This window comes from Mesonia ostreae, from assembly GCF_031845265.1.
GTDB classification, from domain to species: Bacteria; Bacteroidota; Bacteroidia; order Flavobacteriales; family Flavobacteriaceae; genus Mesonia; species Mesonia ostreae.
Map to the genome: position 1 here is coordinate 1 of NZ_JAVRBG010000014.1, position 21,889 is coordinate 21,889.

The following is a 21,889-nucleotide window of genomic DNA, read 5'->3' on the forward strand; positions in this document are numbered from 1 at the left end:
ATATCAAATAATGCAGGGTCTTGAGTTCCTAACACTAAGGGCGTATTGGTGGTTAAATCAAACTCATAAGGTCCGCCGGTTCCATTATCACAAAGCTGTAAATCTTCGGCGGCATTGGCTACTCCGTTTGGAAAGCTCTCTACCATAAAGCTACTGGTATCGTAGCAGTCTGCATTAGTATTGTTCTCTACGCGTACAAAAATCTCTTGTGGATTATTGTTTACATTCTGATACGTAGTAGGGAAAGGTACTTCGTTTTCTGGTACCTCGGCTTCGGCTTGGGTTAGGTAATAGCTTACCGTATAATTAGCTGGATCTGCTCCATCTAATGCATTGGACTCATTTTCTGTTAAATCAAATAGTGCGCTGCCATTACTATCGGCGTCACATTCTTCTAAATCGTCTAATGCGCCTACTTCTACTACCGTTAGACTTACTTCAAAACTAATGGTATTAAAACATTCGGTATTGTTTACATTTTCAATACGTATGAAAATGGTTTGTGATCCTTCATTGACTACTTCATAGTTGGCTGGGTCTGCAATTTCTGGGGTTCCAGCATCGGCTTCAGCTTGGGTGGTATAATAGGTTACAGCAAAATCTGCCGGGTCTTGAACACCTAATACTAATGCTGTATTGGTGGTTAAATCAAAATCTGCACCCGCACCTGTAGTGTCGCAAATGTCTAAGTTTTCTACTGGGTTTACTTCGCCTACAGCGAAGCTTTCAATAAAAAAGGATCCTGTATCGTTACAATCCTCATCGTTATTATCCTGAACTCTCACAAAAATTTCTTGTGGGTTTGCATTTACGTTCTCGTATGTTGTTGGGTTAGGAATTGTCGGTGTAGCTGCATCGGCTTCTGCTTGTGTTTCATAATAAGTCACGGTATAGTTAGCTGGATCTAAACCATCTAAAGCCAAGACTTCATTTTCCGTTAAGTCAAAAATAGCGTCTCCATCATTATCATCATCACACTCTTCCAAATCAAGCATGTTCTCGCCAATGCTTATTCCTTCTAAAGAAACTTCAAAAGAACCTACTTGTGCACAAATAGAATCATCGTTACTTTCTGAGCCTTCGATTCTCACAAAAATGACTTCAGGAGTTCCTGCTGCCACATTGTATTGTGCTGGATTTATGATAGGGTTTGCTCCATCTTCCGCTTCTTGTTGTGTATTGTAATATGTAATTATAAAATCTGTTGGGTCTTGATTCCCTAGGACTTCTGAATCATTTTGAGTTAAATCAACATCAAGCGATGCTTGTCCTGGGTTACATTCTATAAGATCAACCGGGTTAAATTCAGAAGAATCTGGTGTTGGTAAATAATCTACAAATATCTCATCTTCTCCAGTACAATCTTGTGTAAAGAAAACCTCTACTCCATACGTACCTTCCTCTGTCACCTCTAAAGTTTCTCCTGTTTCACCTGGGATTACCTCGCCATTTAAAAACCAAGTAAAAGTTGCGCCTGGTATAAGATCTACGTTCTCAAAAGGATCCAAAATAATTATATCCCCTTCACAAGGCACTGGAAACTCCAATTCGTTATTATCTAAAACAACATCGGTTCCTAGATTAGCTCCTAGTTCAAAACTTCCTGCTTCCAAAAATACAGCACTATCATAAGATTGATCTCTCTCATCCGCTACGACTAATTTAATAGAATAAGTTTCTCCTGGGTTTACAGTTCCTGTAGCCGTTAAAGCAACAGTTTGTCCTTCAAATTCTATAGCAGAATTTGCTTGCCCATTAAATTGACCAAAGTACTGTTCGTTAACCGCACCACAATTTGCATTTGCAGGATGCACATTGGTTACTGTTATTGGTGTAGTTGTATTAGGAAGCACTGCTAAATTGGTTGTATTCCCAGCAGAATCTGTCAACAAAAAAGCAAAAGAATCTGAAAATGTACACGAAAAATTACCAATATACTCTTCTGAGGCGAAAATGAAATTAAAGTTAATCTCACTTACATACGGCACAAAATCAAATTGAATATAGGCTCTATCATTTAAAGAATTGCCTGTATTTAATTCGGCATCTAAATCTGGATCACTTCCCGTATTCGTAAAGTCACTATTAACTCCACTATCTGGACCTTCCGCATTAGCAGCAAAACCTGTACTAATCACAATCCCCTCTTGAAAAGGAAAATCTGAATATTGAGCTGTAAAATAACCGTATTGTTTATTACTAGTATTGGTTACCGAAGTGATGTTAGAATAATTGGCACAGGTCCCACTAATAAGTAAATCTACCAGTTCATTATCTGTATAGGAATCATCTACATCAATAAAATTCGAAAAAACCTCTACTTGTTGTGTAATCGAAGTGATACAACCATCTGCTGTGGTAAGGGTTAAAACAACATCATAAATCCCTGTATTGTTATAGGTGGTAGTAGCTGTTGCTCCAGTTCCCGTTTGGCCATTATCAAAATTCCATTCATAAGTGGCTCCTGTAGGATCTGCATTTCCAAAATCGACACTTCCTTCAAAAGTAATCACTTGGCCCTGTCCTACGTTATATACACCCCCTACTAATTCTCCTGGCGACACGTTGTCTATTTGCACATCTATAGGCTCACAAGGCTCACGACAAGAAATGACAGCCTGCCAACCTGGTAAAGGCGAAGTAGTCCCATCGGTTATAAATTCAAAAGTCAAACATCCTGAAGGATTATCTCCAGAAGCAAAAACCGTATCTGGATTATTTGCTAATTCATGGGAACTCATTAAAGGAGCATTCGTTGAATCTCCATCGTAAATATTTAAAACATCACCTGCTCCCAATTGAAAAGCAGTAAACTCCACCTGAGTCACCTGACCTGCAACATCTGAGCATATAGTTACGACTTCGGTACCGTTATCTTGATACCCTGAATTAGGACCTCCATTGTCATAAAAATTTCCTGTACACTGAGAAACATTCGTGTCTGTTCCACTAATCACATTTTGAGCAAATGCTTGGAAGGAAGAGTAACTAAAAAGGACACACAACAGTAGTAGTTTTGCTTTCATAAGGTAGGTTTCATACTCGGAGACTCAAAAAAATGAGAGCACCATGGGGTTTAATATACATACAACAATCCTTACTAGAAATATCCCCCTGTAACTAAATCCTAAAAAAATAATTTTAGCTATTTGGAAGTGATCCAATTTTGAATTGAAGCGTGAAAAATAATAAATTTTTATTAAAATAAAGTTAAATTCTATCATTTATTAAGTTAGCCGTCAAATCGGTTTATTTAAAAAAGTAAATTCTTTATCTTTGCTCCCTAAAACTGATGAAGTAGATTTCATTATGAAAATAGATAAGATATTGGATACTATAGAAGAATTTGGTGACAACCATATTGCATCGAGTACAGAAAACCCGGTTAGAGAAGATGCTTTTGAGATTTCTGACGAAGAAAAGATTGATCTCATTGAAAAAGATGTCAACCATATTTTAGAAACTCTAGGAATGGATCTTACCGACGATAGTCTTAAGGGAACTCCTAAGCGAGTGGCTAAAATGTTTGTACAAGAGATTTTCTCTGGTCTACACCCACAACGCAAACCAAAAGCTTCGGTATTTGACAACAACTATAAGTACGGTGAAATGCTGGTAGAGAAAAACATTACCGTTTATTCTACTTGTGAGCATCACTTGCTACCTATCGTAGGAAGAGCCCAAGTAGCTTATATTTCTAACGGAACTGTTGTTGGTCTATCTAAAATGAACCGAATTGTAGATTATTTTGCAAAGCGTCCGCAAGTACAAGAACGTCTTACCATGCAAATTGTACAAGAATTACAAGCGGTATTGGGAACCAAAGATGTAGCTTGTGTGATTGATGCCAAACACCTTTGCGTAAATAGTAGAGGAATTCGTGATATTGAAAGTAGCACGGTTACAAGCGAATTTGGAGGTCAGTTTAAAGACCCCGCTACCAAAAGAGAGTTTTTAGATTATATTAATATGGATACCGATTTTTAAATCTGATTATAAAGAACTGCGGAAATCAAACTCTTCAGCAGAAATTAAAAATCAATTATTAATGTCCGCTTAAAATTTTTGACGAGCCCTTTTGAGTTTTTAAAATCTTAAACGATTTTAAAAAGGCTAACTTACTTTTTTGAAAATGAATTTAACCAAAATAACTGCTATTTTATCAATTAGTTACAATCAAGTCTTGGGTCTAAATTCTAACAGCGAAGCGGTCTTGGTTCTTTTTCAAACAACAATTAATATTAATTACTAAGTTTATGGCTTTATACCAAGAACAAAAATTAAAGATTTACAATTCCCTTAAAGGAGAGAAAGAAGTGTTTCAATCTATTACAGAAGGTTACGTAGGCATGTACGTATGCGGGCCTACCGTATATAGTAAAGTACACTTAGGAAACTGTAGAACTTTTATTTCTTTTGATCTTGTGTTTAGGTATTTAAAGCATTTGGGCTATAAAGTGCGTTATGTAAGAAATATTACCGATGCAGGCCACCTAGAAGATGATGCCGAAACCGGAGAAGATCGTATCGCCAAGAAAGCACGATTAGAGAAAATTGAACCTATGGAAGTGGTTCAAAAATATACGGTCGACTTTCATAACACCTTGCAAAAATTTAATAACATCCCTCCTAGTATCGAGCCAACAGCGACAGGCCATATTGTGGAGCAAATTGAAATCATCAAAGACATTATAGATAAAGGTCTGGCTTACGAAGCTAACGGCTCTGTTTATTTTGATGTGATGAAATATAACGAATCTAATCAATACGGTATCCTTAGCGGAAGAAAGCTAGAAGATATGATTGCCAATACCCGAGAGCTAGCAGCACAAACTGATAAAAAGAATCCGCAGGATTTTGCACTTTGGAAAAAAGCCGAACCCCAGCACATTATGCGCTGGCCTTCGCCATGGAGTGTTGGTTTCCCCGGTTGGCATTTAGAGTGTACCGTAATGAGTACTAAATATTTGGGCGAAGAATTTGATATTCACGGCGGCGGAATGGATTTAAAATTTCCCCACCACGAATGTGAAATCGCACAAGGAAAAGCTGCCAGCGGAAAAGATCCTGTAAATTATTGGATGCACGCCAATATGCTTACCCTTAACGGTAAAAAAATGGCGAAGAGTACCGGAAATAATATTCTTCCTGAAGATTTATTTAGCGGAAATAACGACGTGCTCTCCAAAGCTTACAGTCCGTCGGTAGCTCGTTTCTTTATGCTTCAAGCCAATTACCGAAGCATTTTAGACTTTTCTGATGAAGCTTTAACCGCCGCAGAAAAAGGCTTCCAGCGCTTAATGGATGCTATTGCACTTATTCCGCAGTTAAAAACTCACGAAAACTCTAGTTTTGATGTTAAAACATGGAAACAAGAATGCTACGACGCGATGAATGACGATTTTAACAGTCCTATTCTCATCGCCAAACTATTTGATGCGGTAAAACAAATCAATTCTATTGCCGCAGAAAAAGCGAGTATTACCCAAGAAGATCTAAATACCTTGCAAAAGAGTATGCACGAATTTGCGTTTGATATTTTAGGCTTAGTCCCTGTAACAAGCGATGAAAACACCAACAACAACGACACCAGCCGCATTGGAAACTTGGTAGAATTGCTTATCGAATTGCGAAAAAAAGCACGTCTCAATAGAGATTTCGCGCTGAGTGATCAAATTAGAGATGAATTGGCCAATTTAAATATTGAGCTTAAAGACACCCGGGAAGGAACTTCGTATACTTTATAAAACAATCCTATGAAGGTTCAAAAGATTTTAATCGCTCCTTTTTTAGGTATTATTAAAGTCTATCAAAATTATATTTCGCCGCTAACGCCCGCTTCGTGCAGGTTTCAGCCTACGTGCTCTTCGTATGCAAAAGAAGCTTTCAAAACACACGGACTTTTTAAAGGCATTTTTCTTTCCGTAAAAAGAATCGCAAGATGTCACCCTTGGGGAGAATCGGGTTATGATCCTGTACCGCCTAAAGATCCTAAAGATAAAACTAAAGGAAAATCCGTATAAACAAATTCATATTTTTATCTTTACCACTTCAAATTTAAACCACAGCTCATGTTAGCGAACGCTATTGTTTGGGATCCTTCAACAGGAATCGATTTAGGCTTTTTTATGATTCGGTACTACAGCCTTAGTTATTTGGTCGCTTTTACCTTAGGCTGGTACTTAATGAAGAACATTCTTGAACGCGAACGCATGGGAGAAAAAGAGCTAGATGCTATCTTTATGTACACCGTAATTGCGGTATTGCTAGGAGCTAGATTGGGGCACGTTATTTTTTACCAACCCGAACTTTTTCTTGAAGATCCTTTATCCATCATTCTTCCCGCCAGGTTTGTCCCGACATTTGAATTCACAGGATTTCAAGGTTTAGCGAGTCATGGGGCGGCTATCGGTGTAATTATCGCCATGTATTTTTACTCCAAAAATGTGGTCAAGAAACCTATGCTATGGATTTTAGACCGAATTGTGATTCCTGTAGCCAGTGGTGGCGTTTTTATTAGAATTGGAAACTTTATCAATTCAGAAATAATAGGAAAACCAACAGGAACGGATTACGGGGTTATCTTTAAGCAATTAGGAGAGAGTTTTCCGCGTCATCCCGCACAACTTTACGAAGCGGCTTGCTACGTAATTGTTTTCATTATTGTTTGGTACCTCTATTGGAAAACCAACAAAAGAGAGAAACTAGGCTATATATTTGGTGTTTTTCTAGTACTACTCTGGTCCGTTAGATTCTTTATCGAATTTATAAAAGAGGCTCAGGTAGAAGACAGAGCGGCTTGGGCTTTAAATACTGGCCAATGGCTAAGCATTCCTTTTATTCTTATTGGCTTGTACCTCATTTTTAGAAAGAACACCAACACGCCAGTTACAACATAATATTCATGAGAAAAATACTCAGAAATTTTACGCTCGTAGGCGGAATTGTTTTGCTGTTTACGGCATGCAAAGAAGAAGCTAAAAATAAACCGGTCACCACTGCCGAGATTACTTTCAAAAAGAACGGCGAGCTGCATTTTCTTAACTCAGAAAAAGATACTTTAAAGCATCTAGAAATTGAAACTGCCATTAGTTCTTACGAGCAGCAAACGGGTTTGATGTATCGCAAACAAATGAAAGAAAACCGAGGCATGCTTTTTATCTATAAAGAAGAAAGCCCCCGCCCCAATTTTTATATGAAAAATACCTACATCGCTTTAGATTTGGTATATATCAATAAAAATAATAAGGTGGTAGACATTCAGCGCGATGCAAAGCCTTTTAATGAAACACCTATTCCTTCACAAGCCGCTTCACAATACGTTTTAGAAATTAATGGAGGTCTAGCTAAACATTGGAATCTTAGTGAAGGAGATTCTGTTATTTTTCATTTGGATTAGAACTTATATTCTAAATATAAGCTGAGACGTAACAGATGCGAAGCTTAAACAAAATTTTATTTTAAAGTCTTTTTCACTAGCTTGAGTTTCCAATTAGTGAGGCCACTCTACCCATTTACTTGTCAGAATAGACTACAATATCATTACGAAAGTATCAACCAGAAAGCTGCGAAAGCCCTTAGTTTTTTAACTTTTATCTGAAGTATTCCATTCCACTAGGTAGAGCTTACAGTTTCGATATATTATACTCACAAAAAAAGCCATCAAAATTGATGGCCTTTTTGTTCTCTATAAATAAATCAGAATTAGATCACTTCTTCCTCTTCTGTTTCTTCTTCTTTCTTCGCTAATAAATCTTCACTCTTATTTTTAGCTGTATCATACATTATTGGTGTTGCAATAAACAATGAAGAATAAGTACCCACAATAACCCCAATGATTAAGGCAAACATAAATCCTCTAATGCTTTCACCACCAAAAATAAAGATGGCTAACAACACGATTAAGGTAGTTAAAGAGGTATTTACTGTTCTACTTACCGTGCTATTTAATGCCGCATCAATAGTTTTACTAAATGCCCACGTTTTATGTTCGTTAAAGTACTCTCTAATTCTATCAAATACAACCACAGTATCATTTAAAGAGTAACCTACTACCGTAAGAATCGCAGCGATAAAAGCCTGGTCAATTTCCATACTAAAAGGCATATAGTTTCTAAAGATAGAGAATATACCCAAAATGATTAATACATCGTGGAAAACTGCAATTACAGCACCCAAACTAAATTGCCATCTTCTAAATCTAAATAAGATATATAAGAAAACTACAATTAACGAACCTAATACTGCCCAAATAGAGGCTTTTTTAATATCATCTGCAATGGTTGGTCCTACTTTCATAGAAGACATCACCCCTACTTCACTATCACCGCCACTACCTACATTAAAATCTTCATAAGTTAAGGTCTTAGGCAAATCTTGCTTAAGGGTTTCAAATAATTTTCTAGAAATCTCATTATCTACTTCCGTTCCTTCTTCCTCTACTTTATATTTAGTGGTAATTTTTAACTGATTGTCTGCCCCAAAAGTTTTAGCTTCCGCACTTCCAAACGTTTCAACTAGTTTCTTTTCAATATCTGTAGCGTTTACAGATTTATCAAATCTTACCGTATACGTTCTTCCTCCAACAAAATCAACTCCTTGGTTTAGACCGTTTACAAACAGAGAACCTAAACTAATGACAATCGCAACCGCTGAAATGATGTATGCAATTTTTCTTTTTGCGATAAATTTGATTGCCACATTTTGAAACAAGTTTTTTGTTGCCGCTGTAGAAAATTCTAAAGATTTTCCGTTTTTCCCATACTTGTCTATAAACAAACGAGTAATAAAAATTGCTGTAAATAAAGAGGTACAAATACCAATTAATAAGGTAGTTGCAAATCCTTTAATAGGTCCTGTTCCAAAAATTAATAAGATGATACCCGTTAAACCAGTGGTAATATTGGCATCTAAAATAGAAGATAGCGCATTGCTAAATCCATCTTTAATGGCATCAATTTGAGCTTTTCCTTTAGCCAACTCTTCCCTTATTCGTTCAAAAATAAGTACATTAGCATCTACAGACATACCGATGGTTAATACAATACCTGCAATCCCAGGAAGCGTAAGCACCGCTCCTAATCCTGCCAAAATTCCGAAAATAAATAAGATGTTAACCGCTAATGCAATGTCTGCAAAAAGACCTGCTTTACCATAGTAGAAGAACATCCAAATTAATACAAAACCTAATGCGATTGCAAAAGATAAAATTCCACTATCAATAGCTTCTTGTCCTAAAGACGGTCCAACTACTTCACTTTGAACAATATCTGCAGATGCTGGTAACTTACCTGCTCTTAATACGTTTGCTAAATCTTGCCCTTCAGATACACTAAAATCTCCTGTAATCTCACTTCTACCACCAGAAATTGCACCTGTAGAAAGTCCTGGAGCAGAATACACGATATCATCTAAAACAATAGCAATTTGAGAACGATTGTTAAAAGCTACGGTTGTCATTTGCTCCCAGCTCTTAGCTCCTTTTCCATTCATTTCCATAGATACTGCAACTCCTCCATATTGATCATAGGTTTGGGTTGCATTGGTAATCACTCCGCCACTAAGGTCGGGTTGATTTGTTTTGTTTGCTTTTAAAGCATATAAGTCGATTAGCTCATCTTCACCTGAAGATTTACCCCATACAAATTTTGCGTAACGCTGTTCTGCTGGCAATAATGATCTTACTTGTGACATTCTTAAATACTTACCTACTTGAGCAGTATCTTTTACAGAAAAAGTGGCAATTACAGGACCTTGCCCCCCACCAGCTTTAATCAATCCAATAAGAGGATTGGTTTTGGTAATATCATCGCCTTGCTCTTCATCTTCGGCATTGGCTAATAAATCTTCGATATCTTCTTCTTCAGAAACTTTCGTAGAATCTGTAGCTGTAGAATCGGTTACTTTTTCAATTTCTTCTGTAGGTTTTAAAATTTCTCTTAATCTACTATCAGCCTGACTAATAAAAGGCGCTAATTCCTGTCCTTTAAATACATGCCAAAATTCTAATTGTGCCGTACTTTGTAATAAACCTTTTACACGCTCAATATCTTTAGCTCCTGGCAACTCAACTAATATTCTCCCTGAGTTCCCTAGACGTTGAATGTTAGGTTGTGTTACTCCAAATTTATCAATACGTTTTCTTAATACTTCAAAAGCAGAGGTAATACTTTCGTCAATTCTCTTACGAACGATAGGCTTTACCTGCGCATTGGTCATATCATACGTAATATCGTCGCTTAAATTCTTATTTGCAAAAATATCGGGAGATGCTAAACGCGCATCAGGAATTTCTTCAAAAGCTTCAAAAAACAAGTCCACATAATCATCCTGACTCGTCTTTTGCAATTCATCGGCTCTAGCTAAAGCTTTACTAAAAGCAGGATCTTTGGAGTTGTTGGCTAGTTCTCGTAAAATATCTTTTACAGATATTTGCAAGATCACATTGATTCCTCCTTTTAAATCCAAACCTTTGTTCAGCTCTTTGTCCTTGGCAGTGTTATACGTGATTCCAGCAAAAATCTCATTATTGCCAATAGAATCTAAGTACCTGGTTTGTTCTATCTCTCTAAGAGCATGATAGTCTTCCACGTCACTGCTTATTCTTTGAGCCGCAAAAGCTTCCGCATCGTCTTCTACACTATTAGCGATAAAAGTAAACGATAATTGGTAAATACTTACCAACCCGAATAAAATTGCGAACAGCTTTATGATTCCCTTATTCTGCATTATTACTTAAATTATTTATTAATCTCATTTTAAAAACGGACAAATATAGGGTTTCAAAAAAGAAATGGCAATAGTTTTTTTAAGATAAATTTCACAAAAAAAGCCTATAGAAACTTTCGTCTCCATAGGCTGTACTTTTTAAACTCTTAAATAAATGCTTATAGCTCTAAAAGGCCGTTGGTTTTCTTAACTCCTTCCGCGCTTTCTTTTAATTTATTTGCTTCGGATTCGTCTAATTTAATCTCTACAATTTTTTCAATTCCGTTTTTTCCTAAGACTACAGGAACTCCTATACATAAATCATCTAATCCATATTCTCCTGAAAGTAACGTAGAACAAGGGAAGATTTTCTTTTGATCACAAGCAATTGCCTGTACCAATCCAGATACTGCAGCCCCTGGCGCATACCAAGCACTTGTTCCTAACATTTTAGTTAAGGTTGCTCCTCCTACTTTCGTATCTTCTGAAACTTGGTTTAATCTATCTTCTGAAATAAATTCAGACACCAACACAGAGTTTCTAGTAGCTAAACGTGTTAACGGCACCATTCCTTTGTCACTATGACCTCCAATTACCATTCCGTCCACATCAGAGATTGGCGCTTCTAAAGCTTCCGCTAGACGGTATTTAAAACGAGCGCTATCTAAAGCTCCGCCCATACCTATAATTCTATTTTTTGGTAAACCTGTAGTTTTGTGCACCAGATACGTCATCGTATCCATAGGATTACTCACCACAATAATAGTTACATCTGGAGAATGCTTAATAATGTTAGAAGAAACATCTTTTACAATTCCTGCATTAATACCTATCAATTCTTCACGGGTCATACCTGGCTTACGCGGAATTCCGCTTGTAATAACAGCGATATCACTACCAGCAGTTTTAGAATAATCACTGGTGCTTCCAGTAATTTTTGTATCAAAACCATTTAAAGATGCGGTTTGCATCAAATCCATAGCTTTACCTTCAGCAAAATCTTCTTTAATATCTAACAATACTACTTCTGAAGCAAAATTTTTAATAGCGATATACTCTGCGCAACTTGCCCCAACGGCTCCTGCACCTACAACGGTAACTTTCATTATATTATGATTTTATGTGATTAATTTTAAAGTTGCTAAAATACGAAAAGCTTTTACTTTTTAATGCTATTCTAAGGTTAAATGCCTGCTAAAATTCAACTAAATAGAAAATTTTATTCACAAAATTCATTCAGGCTCTTAAGATTACAGCCCAAAATTAAGTCCTACGCTAACCGCGTTATACTGTTGAAAGCTATAGGAAGCATTCAAACCTACAAACGCCAGTTTTAAGTTAAATCCTAAAGTGGCAGACACTCCATCTACATCATTCTTTACACGCAACGGATCTTGTATCGTTTCGCCTTGCAGAACTCCTTCCGTAAAGGTATATTTTCCGTTAAGATTAGTTTTTGCATTTCCCGTCATATAATTCACTCCACCATAAAAATTGATAATAGGCAAGTTGGTGGATGCAATTACAGAGAAGTTAAAACTAGATAATTTGGTACTTATATTAGGACTTTCGGCCTGAATCGGCGTTTGATCTAAGTCATAATCAGCGGCAAAATGTGTATATCCTATCAAGCCAGAAACAGCAACAGGAAATAATTTATCAGCAGGCAGTAGACTGGTAAATTCATACTGAATCCCTGCTCCATATAAATTTGTAGACACCTCATCATATTCAATTTTTGGCACAAACCTAGCTTTAAATTCAAAGCCTTTAAATAAACCTATCGACCCTTGTAAAAACGCCGCTGGCACGGCATCAAGAGTTTGGTTAATTGCTCCTTGTGGAAGCTCTATTTCCAGCGTTTGCGTGCTCCCATTCGGCATCATATAGTCTACAAGTACGATCACATCTGGCTGGTTTACCCCATAAATAGTCGCAACTTCTACTTGATATTGACCAGAAGCCAATCTAATATTGCTATAGTCATTTACATCTAACAAAAAACTCTTCTTATCGTCATCTACCAAGGATGCATTCCCTATTACCGAAATTTCAAAACCTAAAAAATTTTTCGCCTTCGCGGAATTGTACCAACCCGCATTTACAGCATACAGCGCACCTGCAGCTCCGGGCTCAAAATAAGAAGACATAAAGGTTTGGGCATCATCAACTCCTGCGTTTAATAATTCTTGAATACTGTTTTGAGCAGAAAGTTGTGCTCCCCCAAGGATACAGATGATTAAAATTAACTTTTTCATACTATTTATTTTAAATGATTCCTATTCAAAATCTATGTGCAGAGTGCACTCAACAACTCTAAGCACTAAAGAACAAATGAAAGCTTTCATTACAAAGCTCATGTTTAGGATGGGGGGGCATCTAAGTTCTCATTTTTATTCGCAAAATCCTAAAAATTACTTCATTTTTCTTAAAAGGAACTTCATTTTAGACGTGATTCAGAGAAAAAATGAGTAATTCTTACTAAAAACTCTGTTAACTTGGGAGATGCAGAGCTTTTCTAAACATCTTAGATAGAAAATTAAAACCCATCTAATATAGCTTGCGTTTCAATGCTAAGACAAGTTTAATGGAGAAAATTCTGGACACTTTTATTTCATCTTTTTAATACCATTTAAGTAAAAAAACTAATTTTATATATGAAAGCGGATATAGAAAAAGAAAAAGTCCGTATTTTTTCAAAATACGGACTTTTTCAATATATATAACCAACACTATTTATGCATCAATATTTGCATATACTGCATTTTTCTCAATAAATTCTCTTCTTGGCGGAACCTCATCTCCCATCAACATAGAAAAGATACGATCTGCTTCGGTACCATTATCTATCGTCACTTGACGCAAAGTTCTAAATTCTGGATTCATAGTAGTATCCCATAACTGCTCTGCATTCATTTCTCCAAGACCTTTATATCGCTGTACGCCTACACTTCCTGCGTATTCTTTGGTAATGTCATCGCGTTCTTGCTCACTCCAAGCGTAACGTTTTCTACTTCCTTTTTTGATTAAATATAAAGGAGGAGTCGCAATATAAATGTGTCCCGCCTCAATTAATTCTTTCATATAACGAAAGAAGAACGTTAAAATAAGCGTTGCAATGTGACTACCATCCACATCAGCATCACACATAATCACAATTTTATGGTAGCGTAATTTTGAGAGATTTAAAGCTTTGCTATCCTCTTCTGTACCAATAGTTACTCCTAATGCAGTGTAGATATTTCTAATTTCTTCATTTTCAAAAACCCTATGTTTCATGGCCTTTTCTACATTCAAAATCTTACCCCTAAGCGGTAAGATAGCTTGGAAATTTCGGTCACGCCCTTGCTTTGCCGTCCCCCCTGCCGAATCTCCCTCGACTAAGAATACTTCACACTGCTCTGGATCTTGTTCTGAACAATCTGAAAGTTTTCCTGGCAAACCACCACCGCTCATTACGGTTTTACGTTGCACCATTTCCCGTGCTTTTTTCGCTGCGTGACGGGCTTGAGCTGCTAAAATCACTTTTTGAACTATGATTTTAGCATCATTAGGATTTTCTTCTAAATAAATCTCCAACATTTCTGAAACCGCTTGTGAAACAGCCGAAGAAACTTCGCGGTTCCCCAACTTAGTCTTCGTTTGTCCCTCAAATTGAGGCTCTGCTACTTTTACAGAAACTATTGCGGTTAATCCTTCTCTAAAGTCATCTCCAGAGACTTCAAATTTTACTTTATCTAACATTCCCGATGCATCTGCATACTTCTTTAGAGTAGACGTAAGTCCTCTTCTAAATCCAGAAAGATGTGTTCCTCCTTCGTGAGTGTTAATATTATTTACATAAGAGTGTAAGTTTTCATTATACGAGTTATTATACACCATAGCCACTTCTACAGGGATCTCATTCTTCTCCCCTTCCATAGAAATTACATCGCCAATAATTGGCTCTCTAGTTGCATCTAAGAAACGAATAAATTCTTTAAGACCTTCTTCTGAATGAAAATGATCTTGCTTATACTCTCCGTTTGCTTCCTTCTCTCGCTTATCGATTAAAGAAATTTTAATTCCTTTATTTAGGTAAGCTAATTCTCTTAACCTACTTGCAAGTGTATCATAACTATATCTTGTACTTTCCTTAAAAACACTAGAATCTGGTTGAAAAGTAACAACGGTACCTGTAAAATCTGTTTCTCCTACATTTCTAACAGGATACAAAGGTTTCCCTTTTGAGTATTCTTGCTCCCAAAGCTGACCATTTTTATGCACCATAGCGTGCAAGTGTTCAGAAAGTGCATTTACTACACTTACTCCCACACCGTGAAGTCCTCCAGAAACTTTATAAGAATCCTTATCAAACTTTCCTCCTGCTCCAATTTTGGTCATTACCACTTCTAAAGCAGAAACTCCTTCTTTTTTATGTAGATCTATAGGAATACCACGCCCATTATCTTTGGTAGTAATAGAGCCATCCTCATTGATCACAACATCTATGGCATCACAATATCCCGCCATAGCTTCATCAATAGAGTTATCGACCACCTCATAAACCAAGTGATGCAAACCTCTATTTCCTACATCTCCAATATACATTGATGGTCGCATTCTTACGTGCTCCATTCCTTCTAACGCCTGAATACTATCGGCTGAATAATCTTTCTTAGTTTCTTCGCTCATATATATCAAAAATTACTACTAAAAACAAATATAGAGAAAGCCTTCTTCTTACGGAAACCATTACTTTCTACAATGGTTTAAGTTATTAACAATTCATCTTAATAGTTGTTTATTTCCTAATTTAAAACTTAACCTCTCATTTTTTCCGCAGAAAAAAAATAAAAAGCTACATTTACTAAAATTAATTCTATGAAAAATTCAATTTATTTCTTGTTTGCGATATTTTTTGCGACCTCAACACTAAGCGCGCAGGATTTTTCCGATATTGATAAAAGTCCGATGGATGTAACCATTATTCGCAATGAAAATCACTCGCCAATGGCTAGAGTTATTTACAGTAGACCCAGTATGAATGACCGTGTTATTTTTGGTAATCTCGTTCCTTATGGTGAAATCTGGAGAACTGGAGCTAATGAAGCTACAGAAGTTACTATTTACAAGGATATGACGATAATAGGTGAAAATATTCCGGCAGGCGCCTACACTTTGTACACTATTCCTAATAAAACGGAATGGACTGTAATTTTAAATAAAAAGGTTCACGTTTGGGGAACTGCCAATAATTACGATCCAGATAAAGATTTAGTGAGAATCAAAGCTCCTGCGAGAACAGCTGCAGCTCCTATTGAAGAGTTTTCTATGGCGTTTCAACCTATCCAAAACGGAGCTAATTTGCTTATGGGATGGGAAAATACCTATATAGAAATTCCTTTTAAAAACGCAGAGTAGACAATACTTTTACAGTTTAAAAAGCCGTTTTAAATGATTTAAAACGGCTTTTTTTTTAAGGTATATTTAAATATTTATGGGTTTGTAGCGATACTTTCCACTTCGGATTTTTCATCACATAGTCCACAATTAACGGAACCATTTTATCTCTCACACTCCACTCTGGTTGCAAATAAAGTATACAATCTTCATTCACCTTTTCTGCTTGTTTTTCCGCGAAAGCGAAATCACTTTTATTAAACACAATTACTTTTAATTCGTGAGCTTTCTTAGAAATTTCGGCGGTAGGTAATTTTAATTTTTTAGGTGAAAGACAAATCCAATCCCAAACTCCAGTTAACGGATACGCCCCAGAGGTTTCTATATGAATTTTTGCTCCTCTTTCTTTTAATGCATGAGTGATTTTTGTCATATCCCAAGTAAGCGGCTCTCCTCCTGTAATTACTATGGTATCACTATACGATAATGCGTTATCTACAATGGTTTTTGTGCTGGTGGGCGGGTGTTTTTCTGCATCCCAACTTTCTTTTACATCACACCAATGGCAGCCTACATCACAGCCGCCTATTCTTATAAAATAAGCTGCCGTACCTTTATGAAAGCCTTCACCTTGAATGGTATAAAATTCTTCCATTAACGGAAGCATTTCTCCCTGCTCTACCAGCTTCTCAATCTCGTTTTTTCTCATAGCCTGCAAAGATAGTTAATCCTTATTAAAATTTTAAGGTCAAAATTAATAGCTTAAAACATGTAAGATTATAATCAATAAGTTTCTACGAGAAAAATAGTATTGTTACTTTTACCTCTCGTTATTTTTAAAACCGATTGACCATGGTTCAAAAATCTATATTAGCTAAGTGTTTGCTTATTTTACTGATTACTTCTTGCGCAAAAGAAAAAGAAAAAGAAGAGAATCCATTTTTAATCACAGATGGCAAAATTGGTTTGTTACATACCAACACTCAATTAAAAGATCTAGATTCGGTTTTTAAGAAAGATTCTATCGTAAAAAATGTTGTAGATAATGGTTTTTCTAGAAGAAATGAGGTTTTAATTTATGACAAAAAAGGAAATATTCTTCTCATTTTAGACCCAGCAAAAGAATTTGATAGCACCAGCACTATTGGAAATATTCAGATTAAGGACAAAAGATACAAGACCAGTGAAGGCTTAAACGTAGAAAGTACGTTTAAAGACATCACGACGCATTATAAAATTTCTAGAATTGAAAATACATTACGTACTGCGGTTATCTTTTTAGATGAGATTGATTCCTATATCACTATCGATAAAGAATACATTACGGGGGATGCTCGCTATAATACTGATATTCCCATTGAACCCAGTCAAATTCCCGATGACGCTAAAATCAAACATTTTTGGATTGGCTGGAAATAATCTTTAAACTTTCGTTTTCTTGAAATACCTCTCTCTACTTTTTAGCATGGTAGCTTTTATAAGCTGCAAAGAATCTTCTAAGATGCCTGCTAAAGAAACTATAGATTACTATCATTTACCCACTTTTGTAAATGACACTTTACAAGCGGTCATAGAAATACCCGCAGGCACTAATAAAAAAATTGAATACAACAGAGAGCAAAATGATTTTCTAGTGGACTCCATAAAGGGCGTTCCAAGAAGCATTCATTTTTTACCTTATATAGGAAATTACGGTTTTATACCTTCTACCTATTCTAATCCAGAAGAAGGTGGAGATGGTGACGCCTTAGATATTCTCGTGTTGGCAGAAAGTCAGCCCATGGGCACTCTAATGAAGGTGATTCCTATTGCGGTTTTAAGGCTCCAAGACAATGGAGCTTTTGATGATAAAATTATCGCAGTACCCGCTCAAAAAGAATTGCAAATTATTCCTGTTAACAATTTTGAAAACATTTCTATACAGTATCCTGAAATTAGGAAAATTATTTCTTTATGGTTTCAAAACTATGACAAAAAAGATGACCTTCATATTATAGCTTTTAACGGAGAAGATACCGCAATGGAAATTATTAATAAATGGACCAAGCATTAATTTTTTCTTTAGAAAATGTTAATTAAAGCATAGGTGAAATGAGTAATACATAACTTTAGCTTTCTAACCAAACCCTATTAAAATGATTAAAGTCTTAGGAATTATACTTACCGTTGCCGGAATGATTAGCCTGGTTGTTGGTATTTTTGGAATTTTTGGAGAATTGAATGTTGGCATGAGTCCTTGGGCTTTCGCCATAGTTGGACTTATATTTTTTCTTGCCGGAATTGGAATTGTGAAAAGAAAAAAAGATACAGACGAAGTTTAAACACATTTTGGCTTTCTATACTAACGAATGAAGAAAAAGTTTCAGAAATATTTGCCTAGAATTATTGGAATGCAATTTAATTCTCAGCATCTCATTCAGCCTCAAAAAGTAGCTTCCAAAGCTTTTGAACTCTTTTGCTCTCCTAGAAAAGGAAGAGTGAAACCTGAGCAAGAAGATTTTTTAAACGAAGCTAAAGCGGAAGTGATTTCTTTTCAGAATAAAAAAATACAAACCTATAGATGGCCAGGAAACAATAAGAAAATTTTGTTGGTTCACGGCTGGGAAAGCAATACATATCGTTGGAAAGATTTTGTCAAAGAGCTACAAAAAGAAGAATACGATATTTTTGCTTTTGATGCTCCCGCGCACGGTTATTCTGAAGGGAAAATGATTAATGTGCCTTTATATGCAAACGCAATTCAAGAGGTGGTTACCCATATTTCGCCTTCTATGATAGTTGGTCATAGCATTGGCGCGATGTCTACCATTTATAATCAACATCAATTTACGAACGATGTTGAAAAGTTGATATTGCTAGGGCCACCATCAGAGATTTCTTCTATTATGAGCGACTATCAAAAATTGCTTCAGTTAAAACCTCGAGTTATGAAAACTTTAGAGGACTATTTTCAGAAACAATTGGGTTATAAATTTGATGAGTTTTCTATTGCCAGATTTGCTAAAGAGGTTAGAAAACCAGGACTTATTATTCATGACCAATATGATAAAATTGCTCCTATTACTGCTTCCGAAGCCATTCATAAAGAATGGAAAAATTCTAAATTAATTGTTACCCAAGGCGGCGGTCATTCGCTAAGCAACGAACAAGTTTACCAACATATGCTTTCTTTTATAAACCATTAAAAATTATATTTTGTCTCAAGAAAACCTCATTAGAATTAATAAATATCTTAGTGGAGCTGGGTATTGCTCTAGAAGAAAGGCAGACCAACTCATAGAAGAAGGCAAAGTGACTATTAATGGAAGTGTGCCAGAAATGGGAACAAAAATTGCTGAAGGGGATGAAGTTAGAGTTTTTGGCGAATTAATTTCCCCCAAAGAAAAGCCCGTATATATTGCGTTTCATAAACCGGTAGGCATCGTTTGTACTACAGACACACGTGTAGAAAAGGACAATATTATAGATTATATAAATTATCCTAGTCGCATTTTCCCTATTGGAAGGCTAGATAAACCTAGCGAAGGTCTTATCCTACTGACAAATGACGGAGATATTGTCAACAAAATTTTACGCTCTAGAAATAACCATGGAAAAGAATACGTGGTAAAAGTAAATCGCCCAGTTACGGAAGCTTTCGTGGAGAGAATGTCTAATGGAATTCCCATTTTAGACACGGTAACTAAAAAATGTGAAGTGGAAAAAATAGGCTCTCACGAATTTAGGCTGGTACTTACACAGGGTCTTAATAGACAAATTAGACGTATGTGCGAATACTTAGATTATGAAGTAGTACAGCTAAAACGAGTTAGGGTTTTAAATATTCCTTTGGATGTCGCCGTGGGAGAATATAGAGACCTAACGGAAAAAGAGCTTAAAGAATTGAATGAAATCGTCTCTACGTCAAGTAAAACTGAAGATACCAAAAATACAACAGAGCAAGGTTCTTCTAAAAAGTATAGCAACACTGCAAAAAAAAGAAGAAAAAACTAACATATTTTTAAGGGTTTTATAATTTGATCGTGGTAACTTTAATCTAAAATCAAAAGAAATGGAAAAGCCGCGAATAAAAAATGAAGATCAATATGAAGCTTTAAGAGATAAAGGCTATAGCAAAGAAAAATCTGCTAGAATAGCCAATACACCAGATGCTGGTAAAAAAGGAGGCGAAGCTAAAAAATATGAAGATTGGACCAAAGAAAATCTTTATGAGCAAGCTAAAAATGTAGGTATTGAAAATCGTTCTAAAATGAACAAGAAAGAGCTAATTGAAGCCTTAAGAAACAACTAAGTCTATGAAAAAAGCACCCCCATTTCATTTAGCTATTCCTGTAGACGATCTACAAAAAGCTAGAACATTTTATACAGATACGCTTCATTTTACAGAAGGAAGAAGTAGCGATCATTGGGTAGATTATGATTTTTTTGGACATCAGTTGGTAATTCATTTAGACGAAAATTCAGTTAGTGCTCCTTCCCAAAGTTCTATTGATGGAAAAAATGTACCTGTTCCTCATTTTGGAGTAGTTCTTCCCTGGGACATCTTTCAATCTTTTGCAGATCAGTTAAAACAAAAAGGTATAATGTTTGCGATTGAGCCTTATATAAGATTTAAGGGGAAACCAGGAGAACAAATGACGATGTTTTTTTACGATCCCTGCGGCAATGCTCTAGAGTTTAAAGCCTTTAAGGAGCCAGATCAGTTATTTGCCTCTTAATACATGAAAAGATTAGAACCAGAATTTGTTAGGCAATTATTCATATTACTACTCATTGTAGTTTTGGGATATCTTATTTCTATAGAAATGGCACCTTATCTTTCTGGTGTTTTAGGAGCGATTACTTTCTATGTTCTTTTGAGAAAATGGATGGCCAAACTCGTAAAAAGAGGGTGGAATCAAGATTTGGCAGCTGGCACTTTAATGTTTTTCTCGTTCATAGGAATTTTAATTCCAACAGCGGGGATTGTATTGATGCTTACTTCAAAAATAGGTAAGGCTGTTAACAATTCAGAAAAAGTAGTGAACGCCATCAAACAGCAAATGAGTGATTGGGAACACGCAGTAAATTATAACTTTACTAAAGAAATTAATACCAGCGAGATTGGAAGCTGGGTATCCAATAACTTACAAAGTGTTGCTGGGGGAACGTTTGATGCTTTTATCGCCATAGGAATTATGTATTTTCTTCTATATTATTTGCTTACCAATAGAAAGCAAATTAGAGAAACTATGAATGATTACGTTCCTATAAATTCTGAAAACTTAAGTCTTATTGGGAAAGAAAGCACCGAGATGGTAAAAGCCAATGCGATTGGAATTCCGTTAGTAGCAATTTGCCAAGGAGTGATTTCTTTAATAGGTTTTCTTATTTTTGGTGTACCCGATCCTTTTTTCTGGTTCGTGATCACCACCATAGGATCTATGATTCCGTTTATAGGAACAGCTATAGGTATTTTTCCTGTTGCTATATTATTATTTGCTCAAGGAAGTAATTGGCAAGCGATCGCTATATTAATTTATGGAATTGTTATTGTAGGAAGTACAGATAATATCATACGACTGTATGTTTTAAGAAAATTATCTGACGTACACCCTCTCATAACGTTATTAGGAGTTGTTGTAGGTGTACCTTTATTTGGATTTATTGGACTTATTTTTGGTCCTCTCTTAATTTCATTATTTTTACTTATAGTAAAAATTTATAAAAAAGAATACGGAAAAAGCAACCCTAAACCGTCCACCTCCGAAGAAAACAAAGATAAACTTGATAAAAAAGCAGAAACTAAAAAACTATAATT

General features: G+C 35.9%; 20 protein-coding genes. 14 read left to right on the forward strand and 6 right to left on the reverse strand.

Annotated elements, in window-relative coordinates; translation table 11 throughout:
- The coding region (locus RLT85_RS12530) for an FIDD domain-containing protein (protein WP_311402392.1) at window positions 1-3,026 on the reverse strand (3,026 nt) is incomplete at its 3' end.
- A 283-nt stretch (window positions 3,027-3,309) separates the two neighbouring features.
- Here RLT85_RS12530 and folE point away from each other — a divergent pair.
- The 5 genes from folE to RLT85_RS12555 all read left to right on the forward strand — a co-directional run bounded on the left by folE (window position 3,310) and on the right by RLT85_RS12555 (window position 7,399).
- Window positions 3,310-3,987, forward strand: a complete 678-nt coding sequence (gene folE, locus RLT85_RS12535; RefSeq protein ID WP_311402474.1) for a GTP cyclohydrolase I FolE — start codon at window positions 3,310-3,312, stop codon at window positions 3,985-3,987.
- A gap of 269 nt (window positions 3,988-4,256) precedes the next feature.
- On the forward strand, window positions 4,257-5,747 hold the full coding sequence (gene cysS / locus RLT85_RS12540; protein ID WP_311402393.1) for a cysteine--tRNA ligase: 1,491 nt from the start codon (window positions 4,257-4,259) through the stop codon (window positions 5,745-5,747).
- Between the two features lie 9 nt (window positions 5,748-5,756).
- Window positions 5,757-6,023, forward strand: a complete 267-nt coding sequence (yidD, locus tag RLT85_RS12545; RefSeq protein WP_311402394.1) for a membrane protein insertion efficiency factor YidD — start codon at window positions 5,757-5,759, stop codon at window positions 6,021-6,023.
- A 48-nt stretch (window positions 6,024-6,071) separates the two neighbouring features.
- Window positions 6,072-6,899: a prolipoprotein diacylglyceryl transferase gene (gene lgt / locus RLT85_RS12550; protein WP_311402395.1), complete on the forward strand. Its 828-nt coding sequence runs from the start codon at window positions 6,072-6,074 to the stop codon at window positions 6,897-6,899.
- Between the two features lie 5 nt (window positions 6,900-6,904).
- Window positions 6,905-7,399 (forward strand): DUF192 domain-containing protein, encoded by a 495-nt coding sequence (locus RLT85_RS12555; protein WP_311402396.1) that lies wholly within the window; start codon window positions 6,905-6,907, stop codon window positions 7,397-7,399.
- A gap of 305 nt (window positions 7,400-7,704) precedes the next feature.
- Here the strand turns inward: RLT85_RS12555 and secDF are convergent, their stop codons facing one another.
- The 4 genes from secDF to gyrB all read right to left on the reverse strand — a co-directional run bounded on the left by secDF (window position 7,705) and on the right by gyrB (window position 15,381).
- Complete coding sequence (gene secDF, locus RLT85_RS12560; protein ID WP_311402397.1) at window positions 7,705-10,728, reverse strand: protein translocase subunit SecDF; 3,024 nt, start codon at window positions 10,726-10,728, stop codon at window positions 7,705-7,707.
- A 158-nt stretch (window positions 10,729-10,886) separates the two neighbouring features.
- Complete coding sequence (gene mdh / locus RLT85_RS12565) at window positions 10,887-11,813, reverse strand: malate dehydrogenase (protein ID WP_311402398.1); 927 nt, start codon at window positions 11,811-11,813, stop codon at window positions 10,887-10,889.
- Window positions 11,814-11,957: 144 nt separating this feature from the next.
- Window positions 11,958-12,965, reverse strand: coding sequence for a DUF6588 family protein (locus RLT85_RS12570; RefSeq protein WP_311402399.1), 1,008 nt, complete (start codon window positions 12,963-12,965; stop codon window positions 11,958-11,960).
- A 478-nt stretch (window positions 12,966-13,443) separates the two neighbouring features.
- On the reverse strand, window positions 13,444-15,381 hold the full coding sequence (gyrB, locus tag RLT85_RS12575; RefSeq protein WP_311402400.1) for a DNA topoisomerase (ATP-hydrolyzing) subunit B: 1,938 nt from the start codon (window positions 15,379-15,381) through the stop codon (window positions 13,444-13,446).
- A gap of 189 nt (window positions 15,382-15,570) precedes the next feature.
- Between gyrB and RLT85_RS12580 the strand changes: the two genes are divergently transcribed.
- Window positions 15,571-16,110 carry a DUF2911 domain-containing protein gene (locus tag RLT85_RS12580; RefSeq protein WP_311402401.1) on the forward strand — a complete coding sequence of 180 codons (540 nt, stop codon included), beginning with the start codon at window positions 15,571-15,573 and terminating at the stop codon, window positions 16,108-16,110.
- 55 nt (window positions 16,111-16,165) lie between these two features.
- Here RLT85_RS12580 and RLT85_RS12585 read toward each other — a convergent pair whose 3' ends face one another.
- On the reverse strand, window positions 16,166-16,798 hold the full coding sequence (locus RLT85_RS12585) for a 7-carboxy-7-deazaguanine synthase QueE (protein ID WP_311402402.1): 633 nt from the start codon (window positions 16,796-16,798) through the stop codon (window positions 16,166-16,168).
- Window positions 16,799-16,941: 143 nt separating this feature from the next.
- On the opposite strand from RLT85_RS12585, the gene RLT85_RS12590 reads away from it, so the two are divergent.
- The 8 genes from RLT85_RS12590 (at window position 16,942) to RLT85_RS12625 (ending at window position 21,887) form a co-directional block, all read left to right on the forward strand.
- The gene (locus RLT85_RS12590) at window positions 16,942-17,508 is read left to right on the forward strand and encodes a hypothetical protein (RefSeq protein WP_311402403.1); all 567 of its coding nucleotides are present in this window, start codon (window positions 16,942-16,944) and stop codon (window positions 17,506-17,508) included.
- 19 nt (window positions 17,509-17,527) lie between these two features.
- Window positions 17,528-18,142, forward strand: coding sequence for an inorganic diphosphatase (locus RLT85_RS12595; RefSeq protein WP_311402404.1), 615 nt, complete (start codon window positions 17,528-17,530; stop codon window positions 18,140-18,142).
- 82 nt (window positions 18,143-18,224) lie between these two features.
- A complete protein-coding gene (locus RLT85_RS12600) occupies window positions 18,225-18,410 on the forward strand; it encodes a hypothetical protein (RefSeq protein WP_311402405.1) in 186 nt (61 codons plus the stop codon).
- Between the two features lie 27 nt (window positions 18,411-18,437).
- Window positions 18,438-19,274: an alpha/beta hydrolase gene (locus RLT85_RS12605; RefSeq protein ID WP_311402406.1), complete on the forward strand. Its 837-nt coding sequence runs from the start codon at window positions 18,438-18,440 to the stop codon at window positions 19,272-19,274.
- A 10-nt stretch (window positions 19,275-19,284) separates the two neighbouring features.
- Window positions 19,285-20,082, forward strand: coding sequence for a 23S rRNA pseudouridine(2604) synthase RluF (gene rluF / locus RLT85_RS12610; RefSeq protein ID WP_311402407.1), 798 nt, complete (start codon window positions 19,285-19,287; stop codon window positions 20,080-20,082).
- A 58-nt stretch (window positions 20,083-20,140) separates the two neighbouring features.
- Window positions 20,141-20,380, forward strand: a complete 240-nt coding sequence (locus RLT85_RS12615) for a DUF7218 family protein (protein ID WP_311402408.1) — start codon at window positions 20,141-20,143, stop codon at window positions 20,378-20,380.
- A gap of 4 nt (window positions 20,381-20,384) precedes the next feature.
- A complete protein-coding gene (locus RLT85_RS12620) occupies window positions 20,385-20,807 on the forward strand; it encodes a VOC family protein (protein ID WP_311402409.1) in 423 nt (140 codons plus the stop codon).
- A 3-nt stretch (window positions 20,808-20,810) separates the two neighbouring features.
- On the forward strand, window positions 20,811-21,887 hold the full coding sequence (locus RLT85_RS12625; protein WP_311402410.1) for an AI-2E family transporter: 1,077 nt from the start codon (window positions 20,811-20,813) through the stop codon (window positions 21,885-21,887).
- Window positions 21,888-21,889: the final 2 nt, after the last annotated feature.

Bases quoted from the DNA above. Each gene is read 5' to 3' on its own strand.
- folE (WP_311402474.1), top strand. From the start codon at position 3,310: ATGAAAATAGATAAGATATTGGATACTATAGAAGAATTTGGTGACAAC.
- cysS (WP_311402393.1), top strand. From the start codon at position 4,257: ATGGCTTTATACCAAGAACAAAAATTAAAGATTTACAATTCCCTTAAA.
- yidD (WP_311402394.1), top strand. From the start codon at position 5,757: ATGAAGGTTCAAAAGATTTTAATCGCTCCTTTTTTAGGTATTATTAAA.
- lgt (WP_311402395.1), top strand. From the start codon at position 6,072: ATGTTAGCGAACGCTATTGTTTGGGATCCTTCAACAGGAATCGATTTA.
- RLT85_RS12555 (WP_311402396.1), top strand. From the start codon at position 6,905: ATGAGAAAAATACTCAGAAATTTTACGCTCGTAGGCGGAATTGTTTTG.
- secDF (WP_311402397.1), bottom strand. From the start codon at position 10,728: ATGCAGAATAAGGGAATCATAAAGCTGTTCGCAATTTTATTCGGGTTG.
- mdh (WP_311402398.1), bottom strand. From the start codon at position 11,813: ATGAAAGTTACCGTTGTAGGTGCAGGAGCCGTTGGGGCAAGTTGCGCA.
- RLT85_RS12570 (WP_311402399.1), bottom strand. From the start codon at position 12,965: ATGAAAAAGTTAATTTTAATCATCTGTATCCTTGGGGGAGCACAACTT.
- gyrB (WP_311402400.1), bottom strand. From the start codon at position 15,381: ATGAGCGAAGAAACTAAGAAAGATTATTCAGCCGATAGTATTCAGGCG.
- RLT85_RS12580 (WP_311402401.1), top strand. From the start codon at position 15,571: ATGAAAAATTCAATTTATTTCTTGTTTGCGATATTTTTTGCGACCTCA.
- RLT85_RS12585 (WP_311402402.1), bottom strand. From the start codon at position 16,798: ATGAGAAAAAACGAGATTGAGAAGCTGGTAGAGCAGGGAGAAATGCTT.
- RLT85_RS12590 (WP_311402403.1), top strand. From the start codon at position 16,942: ATGGTTCAAAAATCTATATTAGCTAAGTGTTTGCTTATTTTACTGATT.
- RLT85_RS12600 (WP_311402405.1), top strand. From the start codon at position 18,225: ATGATTAAAGTCTTAGGAATTATACTTACCGTTGCCGGAATGATTAGC.
- RLT85_RS12605 (WP_311402406.1), top strand. From the start codon at position 18,438: ATGAAGAAAAAGTTTCAGAAATATTTGCCTAGAATTATTGGAATGCAA.
- RLT85_RS12615 (WP_311402408.1), top strand. From the start codon at position 20,141: ATGGAAAAGCCGCGAATAAAAAATGAAGATCAATATGAAGCTTTAAGA.
- RLT85_RS12620 (WP_311402409.1), top strand. From the start codon at position 20,385: ATGAAAAAAGCACCCCCATTTCATTTAGCTATTCCTGTAGACGATCTA.
- RLT85_RS12625 (WP_311402410.1), top strand. From the start codon at position 20,811: ATGAAAAGATTAGAACCAGAATTTGTTAGGCAATTATTCATATTACTA.